This window comes from Actinobaculum massiliense, assembly GCF_001457435.1.
In the GTDB taxonomy this organism is placed as follows: Bacteria; Actinomycetota; Actinomycetes; order Actinomycetales; family Actinomycetaceae; genus Actinobaculum; species Actinobaculum massiliense.
In genome coordinates, this window is record NZ_LN881717.1 from 598,809 (window position 1) to 617,476 (window position 18,668).

The following is an 18,668-nucleotide window of genomic DNA, read 5'->3' on the forward strand; positions in this document are numbered from 1 at the left end:
GTCATAAATTTCCCGTAGCGCCGTGCCTCCCCCGAGCGTACGCTCATGCTCCGTGACTAAACGCAAAGGTCTCGCGGGCCTCTCGCTCGCGGCGCTTGGGGTTGCTTTCGGAGATATCGGAACTTCCCCGCTGTATGTGATTCGCGCGGTTCTAGGCGTCCACTCCGGCGCCGTAGATCCCACTCCGGCCAATATCTACGGAATTATCTCCGCGCTCATTTGGATTTTGTTCGTCGTCGTCACCTTTAAATACGTGACGCTGGTACTGCGCGCCGACAACGACGGCGAAGGCGGCATCATCGCCCTGGCCACCCTGGTGCGAGAGCGGGTGACCGGGCGGCGAAAACTCACCAGCGCCCTCATTTTTGGCGGAATGTTCGGAGCGGCGTTGTTCTTTGGCGACGCCGTTATCACTCCCGCCATCTCAGTGCTCTCCGCCATAGAGGGCCTGCGGGTCCCCTTCCCCGAGATCCCCAGCGCGGTCATTGTGCCCGCGGCGCTGACCATCCTCACCCTGCTTTTCGTCACCCAACGCTTCGGTACCGCAAAAGTGGGGCGGGTTTTCGGCCCGGCGATGCTCATCTGGTTCACCACCCTCGCGGTGATTGCCTTGCCCCACGTGGCGAGTAATCCGCGCATTCTCCTCGCGCTCTCGCCTCACTACGCCGTGCTTTTCGCGATCCACCAGCCCTTTATTGCCTTTTTGGCGCTGGGCGCGGTGGTCCTCGCGGTCACGGGAGCCGAAGCCCTTTACGCAGACATCGCGCATTTCGGCCGCCGCCCCATTCAGTTGGTGTGGTTCACGGTGGCTCTGCCGGCTTTGGTCCTCAACTATCTGGGGCAAGGAGCAAACCTGCTGTCCCATCCGCAAGCCGCGCGCGACCCGTTCTTCACCCTTGTTCCCGAGCGCTTCGCTCCGCTGTTGGTGGTGCTGGCCACCGTGGCCACCGTGGTCGCCTCCGAGGCGGTGATTTCGGGGGCGTATTCAATTGCGCGCCAGGCCTCTCGCCTCGGCTACCTGCCGCATTTGCGGGTGCGCCACACCTCCGCCACCGCGGCGGGGCAAATCTATCTTCCGGGCGTGAACACCATGCTTTTTTGCGTGGTTGCGGTAGTGGTTTTTGTGTTTGGTGATTCCGAGCGCCTCTCCGCCGCCTACGGGTTGGCAGTCACCACTGATTTTTTGTTGACGACGGCGATGCTCCTCGCCCTCACTCGCTACGGCTGGAAATGGCGCGCCGGCGCCACGATTGGTCTGGGCGCCATCTTGGGAGCAATTGAGCTTCCCCTTTTTGCCGCAAATATTGCCAAGATCCCCACCGGCGGTTGGCTTCCCCTCTTTATTGCGGGGGCGCTGATGTTAGTGATGACCACCTGGAGGCGCGGAGAATTCCACATCAAACTCATTCGCGCCCAGCGCGAGGAAACACTCGCCGATTTTCTGGGCCGCTACGAGGCTCGCCCGCCTCGGCGGGTTCCGGGAACCATCATCTATCCGCATTCCTTCCAGCAAAGCGTTCCCTTTGCGCTGCGCGCGCAGACGCAACTGAGCGCTTCCCTGCCCGACCACGTCATGCTTTTGGCCATTAAAACTGCCCCGACGCCGCACGTCGATCCGGCCGAGCGGGCCACTTTACGCCGCATCACCTCGGACCTTCCCGGAATTATCCACCTCACGCTTACCTACGGCTTCATCGACAATCGCGATATCCCCGCTGACGTTTCCGCCGCGGCCGCAAAATTCGGCCTGGCGAGCTGGAAACTGGCGGAGGCAACCTGGGTGTTGTCGCATATTGACGTACGGCGAGCGCGCGGAACAAGGCGATGCCCGCGCCAAAGCGAATACACCGCTACCCAGGAACGCCCAGCAACGCAGAAATACTCTGCTACGCGAGAATGCTCGGGCACGCGGGAGAATGCACCCACTCCCATAGCTCCTATGGCGGCTTGGAGGCGCAAGCTCTTTGCCGAAACGGCGCGTCACTCGGCCTCTCCCGCCTGGCGCGAATCACTTCCCGCCGAGCGCACCCTGGAAATATCGCATACCGTGGCCATTTAGCGGCGGCCTGCCGGAAGCCACCGAACAGCGACCCGCGGAGATCACCTAGCGGGGCGATGGTAGCGCTCCGGCGCAGGCACGCTACTGCTCGTCGAACGGAAGCGTTCCCTCGCCGGTAGCATTGCCCTGCTCGTCGAGAACGACGTCGTCGTCGGACTTTTGGCGGCGCCGCGCCAAGAAGATCAGCCCGCCACCGAAAGCCAACACGAGTATTGCCACAATGATCCACGCGAGCACCTGCGCGCCCGTTGCTACCAGAGCCATAAGAACCTCCCAGAGTTGTACTCACCCAAGGTTACTCTCCGTCTGCCCCCTACCAGGCTCCACCCCTAAGATGAAGACATGAAGATTCTCTTTCTTGGAACCGGGCGCATGGGAACCGAACTCGTCAAGCGCCTTCTCGGGGCTGGTCACGAGGTGGCGGTGTGGAACCGCACACTGGAGAAAACCGCGCAGGCCCAGGAGGCTGGCGCCAACGTCACCGAGCATCCCGGCTCTCTTGCCGACGCCGCAGATCTGGTTATGACCTGCCTGTTTGGCCCCGCCGCTATTCAGGAGACGGTGCTGGATGGGGAGATTCTTCCCGCCGGGGCGATTTGGGTCAATATCACCACCGAGTCCCCCGCCCAGGTGACGGCGGAGGCGGAATGGGCCGAAGAACGCGAAATCCGCTATGTACACTCGCCGGTGGTGGGAACGCTCGCCCCGGCTCGCAAGGGCACCCTCGGCGTCTATGTGGGCGGGGCTGATCCCCAAGCCCGGGAGCTCGCCGCGCAGGCGGTGAGCTCCTACGCCGATCCGGATCGCCTGCAACTGGTAGAAACCGCGGCGGAAGCCGCCACCGCGAAGCTCATCGCCAACCTTGCTCTGATAATAACCGCCCAGGGTGTGGCCGAGGCCTTGCGCCTGGGGCTGAGCAATGGCATTAGCGCCGAGCAGGCCCTGGGATTTTTAGCCAATACGTCCCTGGACTGGATGGTGAATTTCAAGCGTGACTTTATTTTGGGCCGCGATACCGAAGATGCTCAGTTCACCACCGATGCCATTGCTAAAGACGCGCGCCTGATGATCAACTCATCAGATCTTCCGCTTCCCGCCGTCACCGCGGGGCTGGAGGCGCTTTCTCGAGCGCAGCAGGCCGGCTACGGGGAGCATGATTTCTCAGTTATTATGCGGCGCGAGGCCAGAGAAAACTGAGTCGATCATTGGCTCGGTGAGGCGGCCGGTGAAGGTGTTTTGTTGCGAAGGGTGATAGCACCCGACGAGGCGCAAGGGGGCCGCGCCCTCCCCGCGCAGAATATCGACTTTCGCCTCGTGCGCGAACTTTACTTTGGGCGCGGGTAAGCCCCAACCGAAGCTCCGAAAGATTCGCCAGAGCGCGTTCCATGCCAGGCCGCCGAGCGCCACCACGCTCTCTAACTGTGACATAAGCTCAATCTCGCGGCGTAGCCACGGCGCATCGGTGGCAAACTCCTGCGCGGTTGGCTTATTGGCGGGTGGGGCTTGGCGGACGGCAGCCGCCATTCGTAAGCCGGTATAGGCCAGCCCGTCGCCCGCGCAACGCGAGGAAGGCTGATTGGCGAATCCGGCCCGGTACAGCGCAGCGACCAAAAAGTCAGCGGCGCGATCCCCGGTGAAGTTGCGCCCGGTACGGTTTCCACCGTGTGCGGCGGGTGCGAGCCCCACCACTAAAACTTTCGCTTGGGGATCACCGAATGAGGGCACCGGGCGCCCCCAGTAGGGCTCATTGGCAAAGGAGGCGCGCCGCATGGAGGCCACCTCGCGGCGGGCGATGCGTTCGCACCATTCGGTTAGGCGCGGGTTTGCCCGGGAAACAGAAACTAGCGCATCGAGTTCTGCCAGGCTTTCCGCCGCCGCGGCCAGCCGTTCCACATCGCTTGCCGTGCGCGCCACCGGAGTTTGCGTACCCGCCGGATCTCCTGGCCATCCCGTGCCCGGCACCACCGGGGAGGGGAAAAACTGGCCGGTCAGCGGATGCGGTTTCAAGCCGGGCGCCTCAGCCCGGCCGTCTCGATTGTTTTCCTCTGCGTCCATCGCTACTACTTTTCTGACTCGGGCGCGCTTCCGGAATCATCCGCGGTTTGCGTATCGCCTTCCCCGCTTTGGTAATCGTAGGGAATGGGATTGCCGTCCTCGTCGGTGCGCTGGTACCACTCGGTAAGCGCCTCCGCGGTGGAATCGAAATCGGCTCCCGCGGCGAATTCTGCGGTTTCCTGGGTGGTTGGCTCAATCGCCAGGGCGAAATCATCTCCGTACTCTGCCACGCCCTGCACCACCGCATTCTTCACCGCGGCCTCTTGGTAGGTGTGGCGAATAATTAACGGATCGGTGGAGAGTTCTTTCCAAATTGCCACGCACATGAGGAACATAATGATGGCGAATGGAACGGCGGTAATGGTCACCAGGTTTTGTAGGCCCTGCAAGCCGTCCTTGCCGCCGGCAAGCAACATGACGACGGCGAGGCCGGCCATGCACAGGGCCCAGAAAGCGGTGACGGGACGGCGCGGGTTTGGGTTCCCGCGCTGGGAGAGCTGGGAATTTACCAGCGAAGCCGAATCGGCCGAGGTAATAAAGAAAATCCCCAGGATCACGATGACCAGCGGTGCCACCACGCCGGCACCGGGCAGATGCTCGAGGACCACGAAGAAGACCTGCTCGGGTGCGGGCAGCGAAGCCGCGGTGCCGTCCGGAGCAATTCCACCGCCGTGGATTTGCATATAAATCGCGGTGCCACCGAGCAGGGTGAAGGCAACAATAATAATTGTGGCGGGAATGAAGAGTACCCCTATCACGAACTGGCGAATGGTACGGCCGCGGGAAATCTTTGCCACGAAGGTTCCGACAAAGGGAGACCACGATACCCACCAGGCCCAGTAGAAAATGGTCCAACTCTTCAGGTAGGCCTCCATTTCCGGGCCCTGGGCCATATTCGCGGACATCGCTCCGGCAAATTGGTTGAGGTACTCCACGAAGGTGCTGGGCAGGGCGTTCATGAGGAAGGCGGTGGGGCCAACCACAAAGAAGAAGAATGCCAGGCCAATTGCCAGCCACATATTAATATTCGACAGCCAGCGGATTCCCTTGGAAACACCAGAAACCGCTGAGGCCATGGCGGCGATGGTCAAAATGCAGATGATGGAGATAACCAGCGCGTTGCCCGGAGCATCTAATCCCGCCACCAGTTCGGTTCCGGCCGCGATCTGCATGGCGCCGATGCCGAGGGAGGCGGCGGTACCGAAAAGGGTGGCAATAATGGCCATGCCATCGATAATGCGCGAGCCGGGAGAAGCCGGGCTGTTGCCGAAGAGCGGGCGCAGAATTGAGCTCATCAGCGGAACTCGCCCGCGGCGATAGGAGCAGTAGGCGATCCCGAGACCCACGGTGCCATAGAAGGCCCAGCCCGTAATCCCCCAGTGAATTGCGGATTGGGCGAGCGCCGGCATAATCGCGGCGGCCGTTCCGCCCTCCGCCATCCCCGGACGCGGCGAGAGGAAATTAGCGAGCGGCTCGTAGGGGCCAAAGAAAATAATCCCAATACCGATTCCCGCGGCGAAGAGCATTGCCGCCCAGCTAAGGTTGGAATACTCCGGCTTTTCATCATCCAGGCCGAGCGGAATGCGGCCAAAGCGCGAAAATGCGATGACCAGGAGGAAAACGATCACCACAACGGCGAGGAGAGTAAAGAGCCAGCCGAGGTTTTCCATCACCCAGTCCAGCACATTGGAGGAGTATTCGAGCACGCTTGCCGGCTGGGCGATGCCCCAGGCACAAAAAATCGCTACCGCCACGCCGACGATAGCGACCAAGGGGCGATCTACCCCGTAGCGCACTTTCTGATCGTCAATTGAGACGCCGGGAACGAGTGCGGGATGGATATTGTGCGGGTATTTGTTCATGGACCCGAAGAAGCGCTTCGATGCGTGCATTCCGCGAGAGAGTGGCGATCGCTTGGGTGGTTTATCCGCGGTGGTTGCTTCGTTTTTGGAGCCGTTTTTCGCCATTTCATCTCTCTTCATCGTCTGCATTCGTAGCTTGCTTGCGGTTTTGCAGTCTAGCGCGTGCGCGTCTACGGCGCGGGGAAACGGGGTGGGAGTTGCGATGTCGAGAAAAAATCTCCCCCACGCTACTAAGCTGGGGCCATGACGACGACGACCACGCGGCTGGGCGAACTCCGGCTCGATAATGTACGGCTTACGGTTCCATTAACGACGGATGCGCAAGATAAGCGCGAGATCGAGATTTTCGCGCGGATTGTGACCCGCCCGGGCGGAGAGGATCTACCCTATCTCTTCTTCCTGCAGGGCGGCCCGGGAAATGAGGCGCCGCGCCCGTGCGCGAATCCGGCGAGCCCCTCGTGGCTCAGCACCGCGCTGGAGCGCTACCGGGTGGTAATGGTCGACCAGCGCGGCACCGGGCTTTCCACCCCAGTCAACGATTCCCTGCTCGAAACCGGGAGCGCCCACGAGGTTGCCGAATACATGAGCCACCTGCGCGCGGACGGGATTGTGCGCGACTGCGAGGCGTTGCGCGAAGAGCTCGGGGTGCAGAAGATTTCTCTGCTCGGCCAGTCTTTCGGCGGATTTACCACCCTCCACTATGTGACGGCTCACTCTGATTCCCTCGACCGCGTGTTCCTAACCGGCGGCCTTTCCGCGGTCGGCCGTAGCGCCGACGACGTCTACTCCTTGACCTACGAGAAAATGGCGTGGGTATCCGAGCAGTTCTACCGGCGCTTCCCCGCTCACCGCGAGCGCGTGCGCGAGCTGGTAGCGATGGCCGGGCGCGGGGAAATTGTGCTTCCCGACGGCGAAGTGGTGTCCGAAAGCCGCATGCGTTCGGTGGGGCACATGCTGGGGATGAATGATGGCTGGCTCTCGTTGCACTACTTGCTGGAGCTTGATCCGCAATCCAATGCGTTCCGTTATGATCTGGCGAAGTATTTGCCCTACGACGGACGCAACCCAATTTACTACGTGATGCACGAATCCTCGTACGCGGATGGAGTGGTCACGAACTGGAGCGCTGAGCGGTGCTTGCCGCAGCAGTTCGTTGATGACACCTCACTGTTCTTTGGCGAGCACGTGTTTTCCGACTGGTCGCGCACGGTGCCGGCGTTCCAGCCCTGGAGCGAAGTGACCGAGGAACTCGCGCAGTGGCAGTGGCCCAAACTCTACGATGCGAAGGCTCTGCGCGAATCGGGGGCCCGCGGGGCGGCCGCCGTCTACGTGCACGATGCCTATGTTCCCCTCGAGTTCTCAATGGAGACCGGGGCCTTGCTTCCCGAGGTGGAGCTTTACATTAGCTCGGTCAATGAGCATAACGGTCTTCGCACCGGCCAGGGCGAAGTCTTGCGCCATCTCTTCGAACTCGCTGACGGCTCGCGCGTGCGTTAGCGCGGGGGCGCCGCTAAGGTAACTGCGTGACTCATAGCCCTCTAACCCTCGACGAGAATCTGGTGATCTCCGGAGACAATCTGGAAGTCACCGGGTGTTTGCCCGACGATTTTTTCCAGCTCATTTATATTGATCCGCCGTTTAATACCGGGCGCAAGCAGCAGCGTCAGAACCTGCGCACCCACCAAGTGCGGGGCGGAACGCGAGTGGGATTCGGGGGTAAAACGTACGAGACCGTGCGCGGCAAAGTGCTCGGCTATGACGATCAGTTCGAGGATTACTGGGAGTTTCTAGAGCCGCGCTTGCGCGAGGCCTGGCGCTTGCTCGCTCCCACCGGGACGCTCTATTTGCACCTCGACTACCGCGAGGTGCATTACGCGAAAGTATTGCTCGATGCCCTCTTCGGGCGCGAATGCTTCCTCAACGAAATTATCTGGGCCTACGATTTCGGTGCCCGCACCAAGCGGCGCTGGCCCGCTAAACACGACAATATCTTGGTCTACGTCAAAGACCCCGCGCACTACTACTTCAATTCCGAAGAGGTAGACCGCGAGCCATATATGGCTCCCGGCCTGGTCACAGCGGAAAAGGCCGAGCGAGGCAAACTCCCCACCGACGTGTGGTGGCATACCATCGTCTCTCCTACCGGCAAGGAGAAAACAGGATACGCCACCCAAAAGCCGCTGGGGATTTTGCGGCGGATCGTTACCGCCTCATCGGCGCCCGGGGATTGGGTGCTCGATTTCTTCGGCGGCTCGGGAACCACCGGAGCCGCGGCAACCGAACTTGGCCGCAAATTCGTGCTCGTCGATTCCAACCCGCAGGCCCTGGAGGTTATGGAAAAACGCCTCGCCGGTAAGGCCCGGTTCCTGGTGCCCGGTACGGAGGGATATCCGCTCGACTAAGTGCCCCTAGGCCTTCCCCACGCGGGAGAGGACGGGGCCTCCTTGGCTTGACGTACCTCCTTGGGTTACTGGCGTGGTTTACCCTAAGCCTTCCCCACGCGGGAGAGGATCGCCGCCAACGCGGCGTGCACCGCCGGTTCGAGGGAGAGCTCCGGATCGGCGTAGAAGTAGGGCGAATGGTTGGTCACCGGCCCGCCCTCGCGATTCATTTGCGCCTCGGAGAACCCGCCGTAAAGCCAGAACACGTACGGAATATCCAGCTCGCGAGCAAATTCGGAGACGTCTTCGGAGAAGGTGAAGGGCTCGGGCACCATGTGATCAGCGCCGAACACCTCGGTGAAAATCTCCGTAATGCGCGAGGTTTCTGCGGGGTCGTTTTCGGTGGCGGGAACCGAAACGATCTGCTCAATAATTGGTTCGGGAGCACCCGCGGCCGCCGCTTCAGCATTGACGATTCTCACCAGCGCGTTCCTAATGACGCCGCGCGTGTGCTCGTCGCGCGAGCGGGTGGTCAGCAACAGCTCGGCCGTCTCCGGGATAATGTTCCAACGGCTTCCGGAACGGAAGGATCCCACCGTGACCACCGCGGTTTTATCCGGATCGGTTTCGCGCGCCGCAATGGTCTGCAGGCGCATAACAATTGCCGCGCCAATAACAATGGGGTCAATGGCAGTTTGCGGTGCCGAGCCGTGGCCGGAAACACCCCGAATGGTGATCTTGAAGCCGTCAGTTGCCGTCGTCACCCCACCCGGGTAAACATCCATTTGGCCGGCGGGTCGGCCCACCACATGAGCCCCGTACAGCACCTCCGGACGCGGCAGATCGTTCCAGAAACCGTCGCGTAGCATGGTTTCCGCGCCCTTACCGATTTCCTCTGCCTCCTGGAAAATAAAGACGACCGTGCCGGCCCACTGCTCGGGGTTTGCCAAAAGCTTGCGCGCCGCTCCCAGGGCCGCGGCCATATGCGAATCGTGGCCGCAGGCGTGCATCACCGGAACCACGTCCCCGGTCTCGCTGGCCTGGGTGGCGGTAGAAGCAAACTCAAGGCCGGTGAGTTCCTTGACGGGAAGCCCGTCCATATCGGCGCGGTAGGCCACCACGGGCCCCTCGCCATTGCGGAAAGCAACCCCAAAGCCGGTGCGCCCCGCGCGGGAGACCTGGCGAGTTACCCCGGCCGGCAACTCAATCGCCTCGAGGTGGCCCAGGAGGTAGGCGCTCGTCTTCTGCTCCTGGGTGGAGAGCTCGGGATGAGCGTGCAGGTACTTTTGCACCTCGATCGCCTCCGCCCGTTCGCGTGGGGTAAGTTTCATCGTCTCGGGCAAGCCCATGGGTGTTCCTCCAGTCATGATGCGCTTGATGTGCCTGACGCACCTATTTTCTCCCTCAAAAGCCTATACTCTGGTCGCTCTCTACGCTCCACCGTTAAGATAGAAAATAGTTATCGCGAAGCTACCTCGCGATGAGCTTGCGACCACGCGAGGGAGGGATGCATGCCAGAGAAACTTTACCGCCATATCTTCTGGGATATGGGTGGCACCATGGTCAACACCTACCCCGAGGTGGACTCGGCGCTAGCCCAAGCCGTTCGCGCCGCGGGCCATCCGATCGAGATTATGGAGGTTGCGCCGCTCACCCGCCGCTCCATTCGATTCGCTATCACCACTCTTGCACAGCGCTACGACCTCTCCCCCGACTATTTGCGTAGCGCCGAGCAGGCCGTCAAGACCCGCTGGGAGAAATTCCCCGCCCCCGCCATGCCGGGAGTGCACGCGCTGGCGGCGAGCGTTGCGGGGAAGAACCTCGTGGTCACCCATCGCGACCGGCGCTCAGCATGCGCGCTACTGGAGGGCCTCCGAATCTCCGTTGACGCCATGGTCTGCGCGCCCGACGGATACGCGCGCAAGCCCGATCCGCAAATGTTTGCGGTGCTCCTGGAGCAAACCGGCGCGGATCCGGCTACCTGCCTGGCTATAGGCGATCGCCCGATAGACGCCGTCGCCGCTCACGCGGCCGGAATTGATGCAGCAATGATTTTCACCCCCGGTGTGCCCCTCGAATCGGAGGCGGACTACACCGTCGATACGCTCACCGAGCTTCTCCCGCTTATTGCGGCGCCAGAAAGTGGCGCCGGCGCGCGAGAATAGCCGCCCCGAACGAAAGGTGCGAACCATTTTCAAGGCAATTAAGACCACGATCTCTAATCGGCTCTGGGTCCCGCCCCTTATCACCGGAATCATTGGCGCGGTAGCCGCCTGGTTCCTCGCCGGAATCACCCTCGACCCCACCTCCGCCTTCTCTAATTTCTTGTGGCCGGGCGATACCTCCGCCGCCGCTTCCATGCTCGGCTTTGTCGCCTCCTCCATGCTTACCGTTTTGACCACCACGGTCTCCATGACGCTCATTGTTTTGCAGGTGGCGTCGGGGTCATTCTCTCACCAACTACTGCGTGACTACATTCAGTCGCGCGCTATCAAGGGAATCTTCGCCGTGTTCATTGGCGTGTTCGTTTACGCGCTCGTCCTGCAACGCTCGGTCTCCGCCGAAGCGCGCGAAACGGCGCCGCAGCTGGGAATGACGGTAGCGCTGCTACTGGTGTTTAGCGCCATCGGCACCTTCGTGTGGTACATCAGCGCGGTGGTACGCATGGTGCGTGTGGACGCAATTATTGAGCGGGTGGCCGAGCGCGCCACCAAGCTTATGCGCGCCCATCGCGAGGAGTGGCCGGAGGCGAACGAGGTCCCGGAGATCCCCAACCACGCGGTTGACGTGCGCGGCCACACCTCCGGTTACGTCCGCTCGGTTGCCACTCGCGAGGCCGCGCTGTGGGCTCAGGAGCACGAGGTCACGGTGGTGTTCACGGTGGCTCCCGGAGATACCGTTTCCGCCGGCCAGACTCTCGCCTGGCTGTGGAATCCCGACGCCGGAGAAGCCCGTCCGGAGCTGAGGGAGGAAGACCTCGACGAGTTCATCTCCACCTATATCCAAATCGAGGCCGAGCGCGTTTCCGATCAGGATATTCGCCTCTCCCTCCACCAGTTGGCGGATATTGGCGTGCGCTCACTTTCGCCCGGGTCGAACGATCCGACCACCGGGGTCCACGTGATTGCGCAGGCCACCCCGGTTTTGCGCCGCCTCGTCTCCGATCCTCTGCAGAATGAGGTGGTTTTTGATGATGCGGGGACGGCGCGCGCCGTCGTCGCCACACCTACCGTGCGCGATTTCTTGGTCGATTTCGTGGTGCCTTTACGGCGCTATTGCTCGACGGCGCCGGAAGTAACCATTGAGCTCCTGCGCCTCCTGGTGGTTATTGAAGAGGGTATTGATGACAGCCCGGGCGTGAAGGTCGATGATCTGGCCGGCTTTGTAGACAGCGAACGCCAACAGATCCTCGAGGGCGCCAAGCAGGGCTTTGTTCATCAGGCTGACCTGGAACTTCTCAAGCCACTGCTCTCCGTGGAGGGCCTGCGCTCGACCCAGCGCGTGAAGGGCCCGGCCGGTGACGTGATTGAGGAATCCCCGGAAGATGATGCCTAGCGGGCAAGTATTCCTGGACCGCTAGGCATCCTCAACGATAATTACGCGCAAATTACGCGGGCCGTGCACACCGTCCACGCGAACCAGCTCAATATCCGAGGTGGCCGAGGGGCCGGCAATCCAGGTGGTGGGGCGCTCAGGATGCGAGCCGAGCAGACGCACCGCCTCGGGCACGGTGGCAAAAATTGCCGATGCGAAGAGCACGCATACGTGTGTGTCCGGGACCAGAGTGATGGCGCGCCGGCCCTGGTCTGGTTCGCCGTCGAGCATAATGGTGCCCGAAAGCGAAACCCCGCACCGCGCGCCGGTAACGACGGCGGTGATGGAATCAAGTTCGTCATTGCTCAGCTGGGCGCCCGGCTTATCCACGCGTACCTCTCGCCCTTCACGCCCGGCGGCTTCGGCCCAGGAATCGTCCAAACCCTCGGGGATGACCACGCTGCGCGCATCCGCCAAGAAATCGGCAATAGCGTCCGGAACGTCGGCGCTCTGCACGCGCTTGACCTGCGCGGTGTAATCAATGAGCGCCTCTTCCATCTCCGCAATAACGTCGGTTTCACCGTCGCCACTCATGCGGTAATCGCGTGGAATTTCCGGAGCCTGAATCGGACCCACCGCGCGGATACGGCGGAAAATCTCCGCTTTGGCCGCATCGCTTTCTCGCTGGTGTTCTTCCGTATATGACGCCATTACTCTGCCTCCGCCGTCTTTTCTTCGCGCCCGCTTGCCGCTGCCGCTCTGGCGGGCGCAACCGCCTGGCGCCGCACCTTAGCCCGCCGCGCTTCGTCAGGTAGGGCTTCGTCTTGTTGAGCACCGGCCGCCCCGGCGCGTTTGCCGCAGTGGCACTGATGCGTCACCTGCGCGGCCGCTTCACCTTCGGCGTCGTGCAAGGATTCGTGTTCCTTCCACCACTCGCGGAAGGACTGGGCCGGCGCGGCCGGAACGTTACGCACAAAAGTCCAGTTCTTTACAATCGGCGCCGGGATATGGCCAATATAGCGCTTGGGGCCGGCCAGGAAACGTAGCGGCTTCACGGCTTTTCCGGCCAGGGCCATTCCCTTGCCCGAGCCCATGAGCTTATTGGCTGCCTTCATTCCTACTTCCCACACGTCCGGGATTCCGCCGCGATTCGCCTCATAGTACTTGTGGCGTAGATGCACCAGAATCGAGGGAATATCGATAGCGGCCGGGCAGGCATCGAAGCAAGCCCCGCACAGTGAGGAAGCGAAGGGCAGGGTGGCCGCCGGATCGTTATGGTCCGTGGCACCCAGCAACTGCGGGGTGAGGATCGCGCCAATCGGGCCCGGGTACACCGAGTTGTAGGCGTGGCCCGAAGCGTGCTGGTAGACCGGGCAGATATTCATGCAGGCCCCGCAGCGAATGCACTTGAGGGCCTCCCGACCCACCGGATCTTCCAGCACCCGGGTGCGGCCATTATCCATAAGAATGATATGGAACTCCTGTGGGCCGTCGTTTTCGGTGACGCCCGTCCAGAACGAGGTGTACGGGTTCATGCGCTCGCCGGTGGCTGAACGCGGCAGGAGCTGGGAAAGCACCTCCAAATCCTCGTACTTGGGTACCAGCTTTTCGATACCCATCAGGGTGATGAGGGTATTGGGCAAGGTCAGGCACATGCGGCCATTACCTTCGGATTCGTAAATTCCCACCGTGCCGGTTTCCGCCACGCCCACATTCGCGCCGGACACCGCGATCTTCGCGGAAAGGAAGCGCTTGCGTAGCTCGGCTCGCGCCGCCATGGCAAGCACCCTCGGTTCGTCGGTCAGCTTGCCCGGATCTTCCATCCGCTTCTCGAAAATTTCTTTCACTTCCGAGCGGTTGCGGTGAATTGCGGGAACGACGACGTGCGAGGGCATATCTTTCGACAACTGCACAATCATTTCCGCCAAGTCGGTTTCGCGGATATCGATTCCATGCTCGTGCATGAACTCGTTGAGGTTCGTCTCCTGGGTAGCCATCGACTTGACCTTGACCACCTGCTTGGCTTCCTTTTCGCGCAGCAAGCCGAGAATGATCGTATTAGCTTCCTTGGCATCGCGCGCCCAGTGCACCATGCCGCCGCGGGCGGTTACATTCCGCTCGAATTCTTCGAGCAGATCCGTCCAGTTGGCCAGCACATTGCGCTTGATATTGGAAAGCGACTGGCGCAGGCCCTCCCAATCGGGCATTTCCTCCACGCGGGTTCCACGCTTGGAACGAATCTTGGTGGTGGCGTAGCCGAGGTTGCGCCGCATTTGCGTATTGGCAAGGGTCGTTTTTGCCGCTTGCGGGAAGGATTCGCCCCAGCGGAGCGGATCTTCGGGGATCTCGTGGCCGGGATACCAGCCCAGTTCGGCCTGCCTGCGATCGGCCTCCTCCCACTTCTTGGGGCTGAGGCGATAAGCCACCTTCTTCGCCTTGCGCACCACCGATGAGGTTCCCTTGACGGGTTCGTTGGTGGTCGAGTTTGTGTAACCGTGTTTTGGCGTCCAGGTTTTCATTAGATTCCCACCTTCGTTGTGGTAGCGGGCGCAACCCACGGCTCATCTTCCGTGGGTGCCAAGATCTCAGCCAAATGCAGGGCGCGCACGCCCGAGCGCAGGCGGGACAGGCCGCCCACAATCGACATCAAGCACGAGTAATCACCGGCGGCCACGATTTCCGCGCCGGTGGAAAGGATCGCCGCCATTTTGTCCGCCAGCATGGAGGCCGACGTTTCGGGCTGCTTCACCGAGAAAGTTCCGCCAAATCCGCAGCACACATTCGCATTGGGGAGCGGCACGTAGTCAATGCCGTGCACGGCTTTGAGCAGGCGCAGCGGCTTATCGCCCTCGCGCTCAATGCGCAGCGAATGGCAGGTGGTGTGGTAGGTGACGCGATGCGGGAAGTACGCTCCCACATCTTCCAGGCCCATCACGTCTACGAGGAGCTCGGGAAGATCGTAGGTTTTCGCATCAATAAGCTCGATATCGCGCGCCAGGCGCGCTTCTTCCTGATCGCGAGCCACCATCGGAGCCTGATGCTTAAGCGAACCAACGCACGAGGCGCTGGGAGCCACAATGGCGTCCCATTCGCCGTCGAGCACCGGAGCAAAAGCTTCCCGGTGATTGCGAATCATGGGCATAGCTTCGGGGTAGAAGCCGGTGTTGATATGCATCTGCCCGCAGCAGCCCTGCTTTTCCGGGAAATACACCTCGTGGCCGAGGCGCTCCAGGAGATGCACGGTTGCCTGCGCGGCTTGCGGAAACATGGCGTCCACAATGCAGGTCGAAAAGAGCGCGATCTTCATACTTCCTCCGTCGCTTACCGCAATCGATGGTATGGGCACACCGCCCAGCGGTAGCTTCGCTTTGGACACTACGCGCTGCTCCATCAACCTTCGCCCGGATCAGATTTCTACAATGCGAATTTTTCGTAATAAAACGATTTTCGGTTCGCCCGCCCCTCGCGCGTTCCTTCCGACACCGCTCCCCTCTTCCCACTGCCGTCCTTTTCTTTCCGACGCCGCTCCCCTTCTTTCCCGCGTCGTCTCCCGGGCCGCGAGCACCCCGCAAAAGTGCGATCTAGCTGGGAAAAGTCCGCGAACGTGAGCCATCAAACACCCAAATTTTGGAAATTTCCCCTCGACAACTTGCGTTTTGCGCGATCCATGCTCCAAGATAGAGGCAGTTATTCATCGTTCGAAAGGAATCGGATGGCTCGCGCTCTTGCCATGATGACCGCCATGTCCATGTACATGGCGAACATGCGCATGCGCTCCGAGCTTGCTCCCGAAGACCTTTAGAGAACTAACCAACGTAGAGGCGGGAAGCGAGCGGCTTCCCGTTTTTTATTGGGTTGCCGGCCGTCTGTTTTCACCGAGAACGCGGCACTTGCTTCCAGCTCCTGCGCAAAGATCAAAGAAAGAGCTGGAATGTCATCCACATCTTCACTCGAGAATCCGGAGGGTTCGCTCAGCGAACTAACCCCCGGCCTCTCCCCCGAAGAGGACCCGAACTTCCCGATTATTAAGCTAGAGAACATCACGAAGATCTTTAGCGCCGGGAAAACAAGTAGCGTCCTCGCCGTCAAAGACGTCAGCCTCGATATTTATCGCGGCGATATCTTCGGAATTATCGGATTCTCCGGAGCCGGAAAATCCACCCTCGTACGTTGCATCAACCTGCTGGAACGCCCCACAAAGGGAACCGTGACGGTGCGCGGAAAAGACCTCACGCGCCTACCGGCCTCCAAGCTACGCGCCGAGCGCACGAAGATCGGCATGATTTTCCAGCACTTCAATCTTCTCCCCTCACGCACGATCGCGGAGAATGTGGCCTACCCGCTTGCCGGCTCGGGCCTTTCTAAGAAGAAGATCAAGGCAAAGGTTGCCCGCCTCCTCGATTTGGTAGGAATTGCGGATAAAGCTGACGCTCACCCGGGTGAGCTCTCCGGCGGCCAAAAGCAGCGCGTCGCTATTGCCCGCGCTCTGGCCAATGATCCGGAGATCCTGCTCTGCGACGAGGCCACCTCCGCCCTCGATCCGCAAACAACCCAATCAATTCTTGATCTTCTGCGCGATTTGCAAAAGCGCCTCGACCTCACCGTCGTCGTCATTACCCATGAGATGGCGGTAGTCAAGGAAATCTGCAACCGCATCGCGGTGATGGAGAACGGCGAAGTGGTGGAAGAGGGCGATATCCTCAGCGTCTTCACCAATCCGCAACAGGAAGTCACGCAAAACTTCATTCGCTCTACCTCCCCACTCACCAAGGCCAATCGGCTGATTGAGGAAGGCTCCCCGGTGGTGGACCTCGAGCCGGGCGAACTCATTGTGCGCCTCAGCTACCGCGAGCAACGCGTTTCCGAGCCGCTGATTTCGGGAATTTCTCGCCGCTTTGGCGTCAATCTCAACATTATTTCTGCCGATGTACAGATCGTGAATGGTTCGCCGGTGGGCGGCATTGTGGCGATCGTTTCCGGCCCCGAACGCGATGTTGCCAACGCGCTCGGTTACTTCAAGGACAACAACGTCGGAACGGAGGTGCTCAAAGATGCACGACTTCCTCGTTAGCTTCATCCCCAACGTGATGGATCGGCTCCCCGAGTTCTACCAGTCGATTATTGACACCATCGTTATGACGGTGTGGTCCGGGGCGGTTTCGTTTATTTTGGGTCTGATCTTCGGAATTCTTCTGGTGGTCACCAAGCCGGGCGGCATTTTGCAAAACGGCCCGGTCTTCCAGACGGTTGACAAGGTGACGAACATTTTCCGTTCCATCCCCTTTATCGTTTTGCTCACCGCCGTGATGCCTCTGTCTCGCCTCATTATGGACACCGGCATCGGGGTGAAAGGCGCGATCGTTCCGCTCGTTTTCGGATGCACGCCGTTCTTCACGCGCCAGGTGGAAAGCGCGCTCTCGCAGGTTGATTCCGGCCTAGTCGAAGCCGCCCAGGCAATGGGCAAAAGCTCGCCGGACATTATCTGGAACGTCTACCTCAAGGAATCAATTGCTCCGCTAGCTCGGGCAACCACCATCACCACAATTTCACTCATTGGCCTCACGGCCATGGCCGGCGCGGTCGGCGCGGGCGGTCTGGGTAACTTCGCTATCCAGTACGGCCACGACCGCAACATGCTCGACGTCACCTGGGTCACCGTTTTGGTGCTCATCATTATGGTCTCGTTCGTGCAGATCCTGGGTAATCACATTGCCCGCAAGAACACTTGGAAATAAGAACACCGGGAAGTAAATCTCCGCGCACGGTTAGCCGCCCCGGATGTGAAGAAAGGAAACACTCATGAGCACTTCTATAAAGGCTCGCAAAGTTGCCATTATTGGCGCTGGGCACGTTGGCTCGCACGTTGGCTATGCGCTGGGAACCCAGGGCTTGGCCTCCGAGGTTATTTACATCGACCCACCCGCTCCCGAAAAGGCCAGTGCGCAGGCGCTTGATTTGCAGGATGCCGTTTCCTACCTACCCGCTCACACCGTTTTCCGCGCCGGCACCTACGCCGATATTTCCGATGCGGCCATCGTGGTGATCGCCGCCGGCCCGTTGCCCGATTATGAGAAGGGCGAGCGTGACCGGTTGGATACCTTGCCCGCCACTGTCGCGGTGGTGGACGACGTTGTTGCCGGGCTGGCCGAATCGGGCTTCTCGGGGATTATCGTGACGATCTCCAACCCCGCGGATGTCATTGCTAACTACATTGCCGAAAAGTTGGACTGGCCGCGGCGGCGAATTCTTTCCACCGGCACCGGCTTGGATTCGGCGCGGTTGCGCCGCGCCATTGGCGTGGCGCTGGGCGTCGAACAGAAATCAGTGAACGCTTACATGCTCGGTGAGCACGGGGAAAACCAGTTCGCCGGGTGGTCGCGGGTTACGGTTGGCGGCATTCCGCTGACAACCTACCTGGGCGATGATAGCGATTTCGACTACGCGGGTATTGAGGACGCGGCGCGCTCAGCGGGATGGACGATTCTTTGCGGCAAGGGCTCCACGGAGTTTGGCATCGCCACCACCACCGCGCAGATTGTGCGGGCGATTCTCGACGACGAACGCGCGCTACTTCCGGTTTCTGCCTACCTGGACGGCGAATACGGGGAAAGCGGAATTTACGCTTCGGTCCCCGCACAACTCGGAGCTGAGGGGGTGATTGCCGTTCCCGAACTGCCGCTTTCCGACGATGAGCAGAAGCTCTTTGCGGATTGCGCCAGCCAACTCCACGCGAATTTCGAGAAGGCTCTAGAGCTCGGCCGCTAGTCCGGGCGAAAA

At 60.9% G+C, this 18,668-nt stretch carries 17 protein-coding genes; 9 read left to right on the forward strand and 8 right to left on the reverse strand.

The genetic code is table 11. The features are described from left to right. Positions 1 to 52: 52 nt before the first annotated feature. Entirely contained in the window at positions 53 to 2,059 is a 2,007-nt protein-coding gene (locus BN2664_RS04560; RefSeq protein ID WP_231723443.1) for a potassium transporter Kup, read from the forward strand. An 81-nt stretch (positions 2,060 to 2,140) separates the two neighbouring features. Here BN2664_RS04560 and BN2664_RS04565 read toward each other — a convergent pair whose 3' ends face one another. Further along, positions 2,141 to 2,323, reverse strand: a complete 183-nt coding sequence (locus BN2664_RS04565) for an LPXTG cell wall anchor domain-containing protein (RefSeq protein WP_007001384.1) — start codon at positions 2,321 to 2,323, stop codon at positions 2,141 to 2,143. A gap of 78 nt (positions 2,324 to 2,401) precedes the next feature. Between BN2664_RS04565 and BN2664_RS04570 the strand changes: the two genes are divergently transcribed. After that, positions 2,402 to 3,256 carry an NAD(P)-dependent oxidoreductase gene (locus BN2664_RS04570; protein WP_007001383.1) on the forward strand — a complete coding sequence of 285 codons (855 nt, stop codon included), beginning with the start codon at positions 2,402 to 2,404 and terminating at the stop codon, positions 3,254 to 3,256. On the opposite strand, the gene BN2664_RS04575 is transcribed toward BN2664_RS04570, so the two are convergent. Both BN2664_RS04575 and BN2664_RS04580 read right to left on the reverse strand, forming a co-directional pair. Continuing rightward, positions 3,221 to 4,114 carry a uracil-DNA glycosylase gene (locus tag BN2664_RS04575; RefSeq protein WP_007001382.1) on the reverse strand — a complete coding sequence of 298 codons (894 nt, stop codon included), beginning with the start codon at positions 4,112 to 4,114 and terminating at the stop codon, positions 3,221 to 3,223. The two genes, BN2664_RS04570 and BN2664_RS04575, sit on opposite strands and share 36 nt — an antisense overlap. Before the next feature lie 5 nt (positions 4,115 to 4,119). Further along, the gene (locus BN2664_RS04580) at positions 4,120 to 6,096 is read right to left on the reverse strand and encodes a BCCT family transporter (RefSeq protein WP_231723444.1); all 1,977 of its coding nucleotides are present in this window, start codon (positions 6,094 to 6,096) and stop codon (positions 4,120 to 4,122) included. 123 nt (positions 6,097 to 6,219) lie between these two features. Here BN2664_RS04580 and BN2664_RS04585 point away from each other — a divergent pair, with 123 nt between their 5' ends. Further along, on the forward strand, positions 6,220 to 7,473 hold the full coding sequence (locus BN2664_RS04585) for an alpha/beta fold hydrolase (protein ID WP_007001380.1): 1,254 nt from the start codon (positions 6,220 to 6,222) through the stop codon (positions 7,471 to 7,473). Positions 7,474 to 7,499: 26 nt separating this feature from the next. Then, positions 7,500 to 8,378, forward strand: a complete 879-nt coding sequence (locus tag BN2664_RS04590) for a DNA-methyltransferase (RefSeq protein WP_007001379.1) — start codon at positions 7,500 to 7,502, stop codon at positions 8,376 to 8,378. 83 nt (positions 8,379 to 8,461) lie between these two features. Here BN2664_RS04590 and BN2664_RS04595 read toward each other — a convergent pair whose 3' ends face one another. Next, positions 8,462 to 9,724: an amidohydrolase gene (locus tag BN2664_RS04595; RefSeq protein WP_155856498.1), complete on the reverse strand. Its 1,263-nt coding sequence runs from the start codon at positions 9,722 to 9,724 to the stop codon at positions 8,462 to 8,464. Positions 9,725 to 9,868: 144 nt separating this feature from the next. Here BN2664_RS04595 and BN2664_RS04600 point away from each other — a divergent pair, with 144 nt between their 5' ends. Next, positions 9,869 to 10,522 (forward strand): HAD family hydrolase, encoded by a 654-nt coding sequence (locus BN2664_RS04600; protein ID WP_007001377.1) that lies wholly within the window; start codon positions 9,869 to 9,871, stop codon positions 10,520 to 10,522. A gap of 16 nt (positions 10,523 to 10,538) precedes the next feature. After that, positions 10,539 to 11,912 carry a DUF2254 domain-containing protein gene (locus BN2664_RS04605; RefSeq protein WP_197408642.1) on the forward strand — a complete coding sequence of 458 codons (1,374 nt, stop codon included), beginning with the start codon at positions 10,539 to 10,541 and terminating at the stop codon, positions 11,910 to 11,912. Positions 11,913 to 11,933: 21 nt separating this feature from the next. Here the strand turns inward: BN2664_RS04605 and BN2664_RS04610 are convergent, their stop codons facing one another. The 4 genes from BN2664_RS04610 to BN2664_RS09150 form a co-directional block, all read right to left on the reverse strand. Further along, entirely contained in the window at positions 11,934 to 12,602 is a 669-nt protein-coding gene (locus BN2664_RS04610; RefSeq protein WP_007001375.1) for a LutC/YkgG family protein, read from the reverse strand. After that, on the reverse strand, positions 12,602 to 14,410 hold the full coding sequence (locus BN2664_RS04615) for a lactate utilization protein B (protein WP_007001374.1): 1,809 nt from the start codon (positions 14,408 to 14,410) through the stop codon (positions 12,602 to 12,604). Before BN2664_RS04615 ends, BN2664_RS04610 begins: the two co-directional genes overlap by 1 nt. Then, the gene (locus BN2664_RS04620) at positions 14,410 to 15,198 is read right to left on the reverse strand and encodes a (Fe-S)-binding protein (protein ID WP_007001373.1); all 789 of its coding nucleotides are present in this window, start codon (positions 15,196 to 15,198) and stop codon (positions 14,410 to 14,412) included. The genes BN2664_RS04615 and BN2664_RS04620 overlap by 1 nt, the downstream gene beginning before the upstream one ends. Positions 15,199 to 15,689: 491 nt before the next feature. Further along, positions 15,690 to 15,833, reverse strand: a complete 144-nt coding sequence (locus tag BN2664_RS09150) for a hypothetical protein (RefSeq protein WP_155856497.1) — start codon at positions 15,831 to 15,833, stop codon at positions 15,690 to 15,692. On the opposite strand from BN2664_RS09150, the gene BN2664_RS04625 reads away from it, so the two are divergent. From BN2664_RS04625 to BN2664_RS04635, 3 genes are all read left to right on the forward strand, one after another. Beyond that, a complete protein-coding gene (locus BN2664_RS04625) occupies positions 15,823 to 16,962 on the forward strand; it encodes a methionine ABC transporter ATP-binding protein (protein WP_007001371.1) in 1,140 nt (379 codons plus the stop codon). The genes BN2664_RS09150 and BN2664_RS04625 overlap by 11 nt on opposite strands. Further along, complete coding sequence (locus BN2664_RS04630; protein WP_007001370.1) at positions 16,943 to 17,626, forward strand: methionine ABC transporter permease; 684 nt, start codon at positions 16,943 to 16,945, stop codon at positions 17,624 to 17,626. The genes BN2664_RS04625 and BN2664_RS04630 overlap by 20 nt, the downstream gene beginning before the upstream one ends. Before the next feature lie 64 nt (positions 17,627 to 17,690). After that, a complete protein-coding gene (locus BN2664_RS04635) occupies positions 17,691 to 18,656 on the forward strand; it encodes an L-lactate dehydrogenase (RefSeq protein ID WP_007001369.1) in 966 nt (321 codons plus the stop codon). Positions 18,657 to 18,668: the final 12 nt, after the last annotated feature.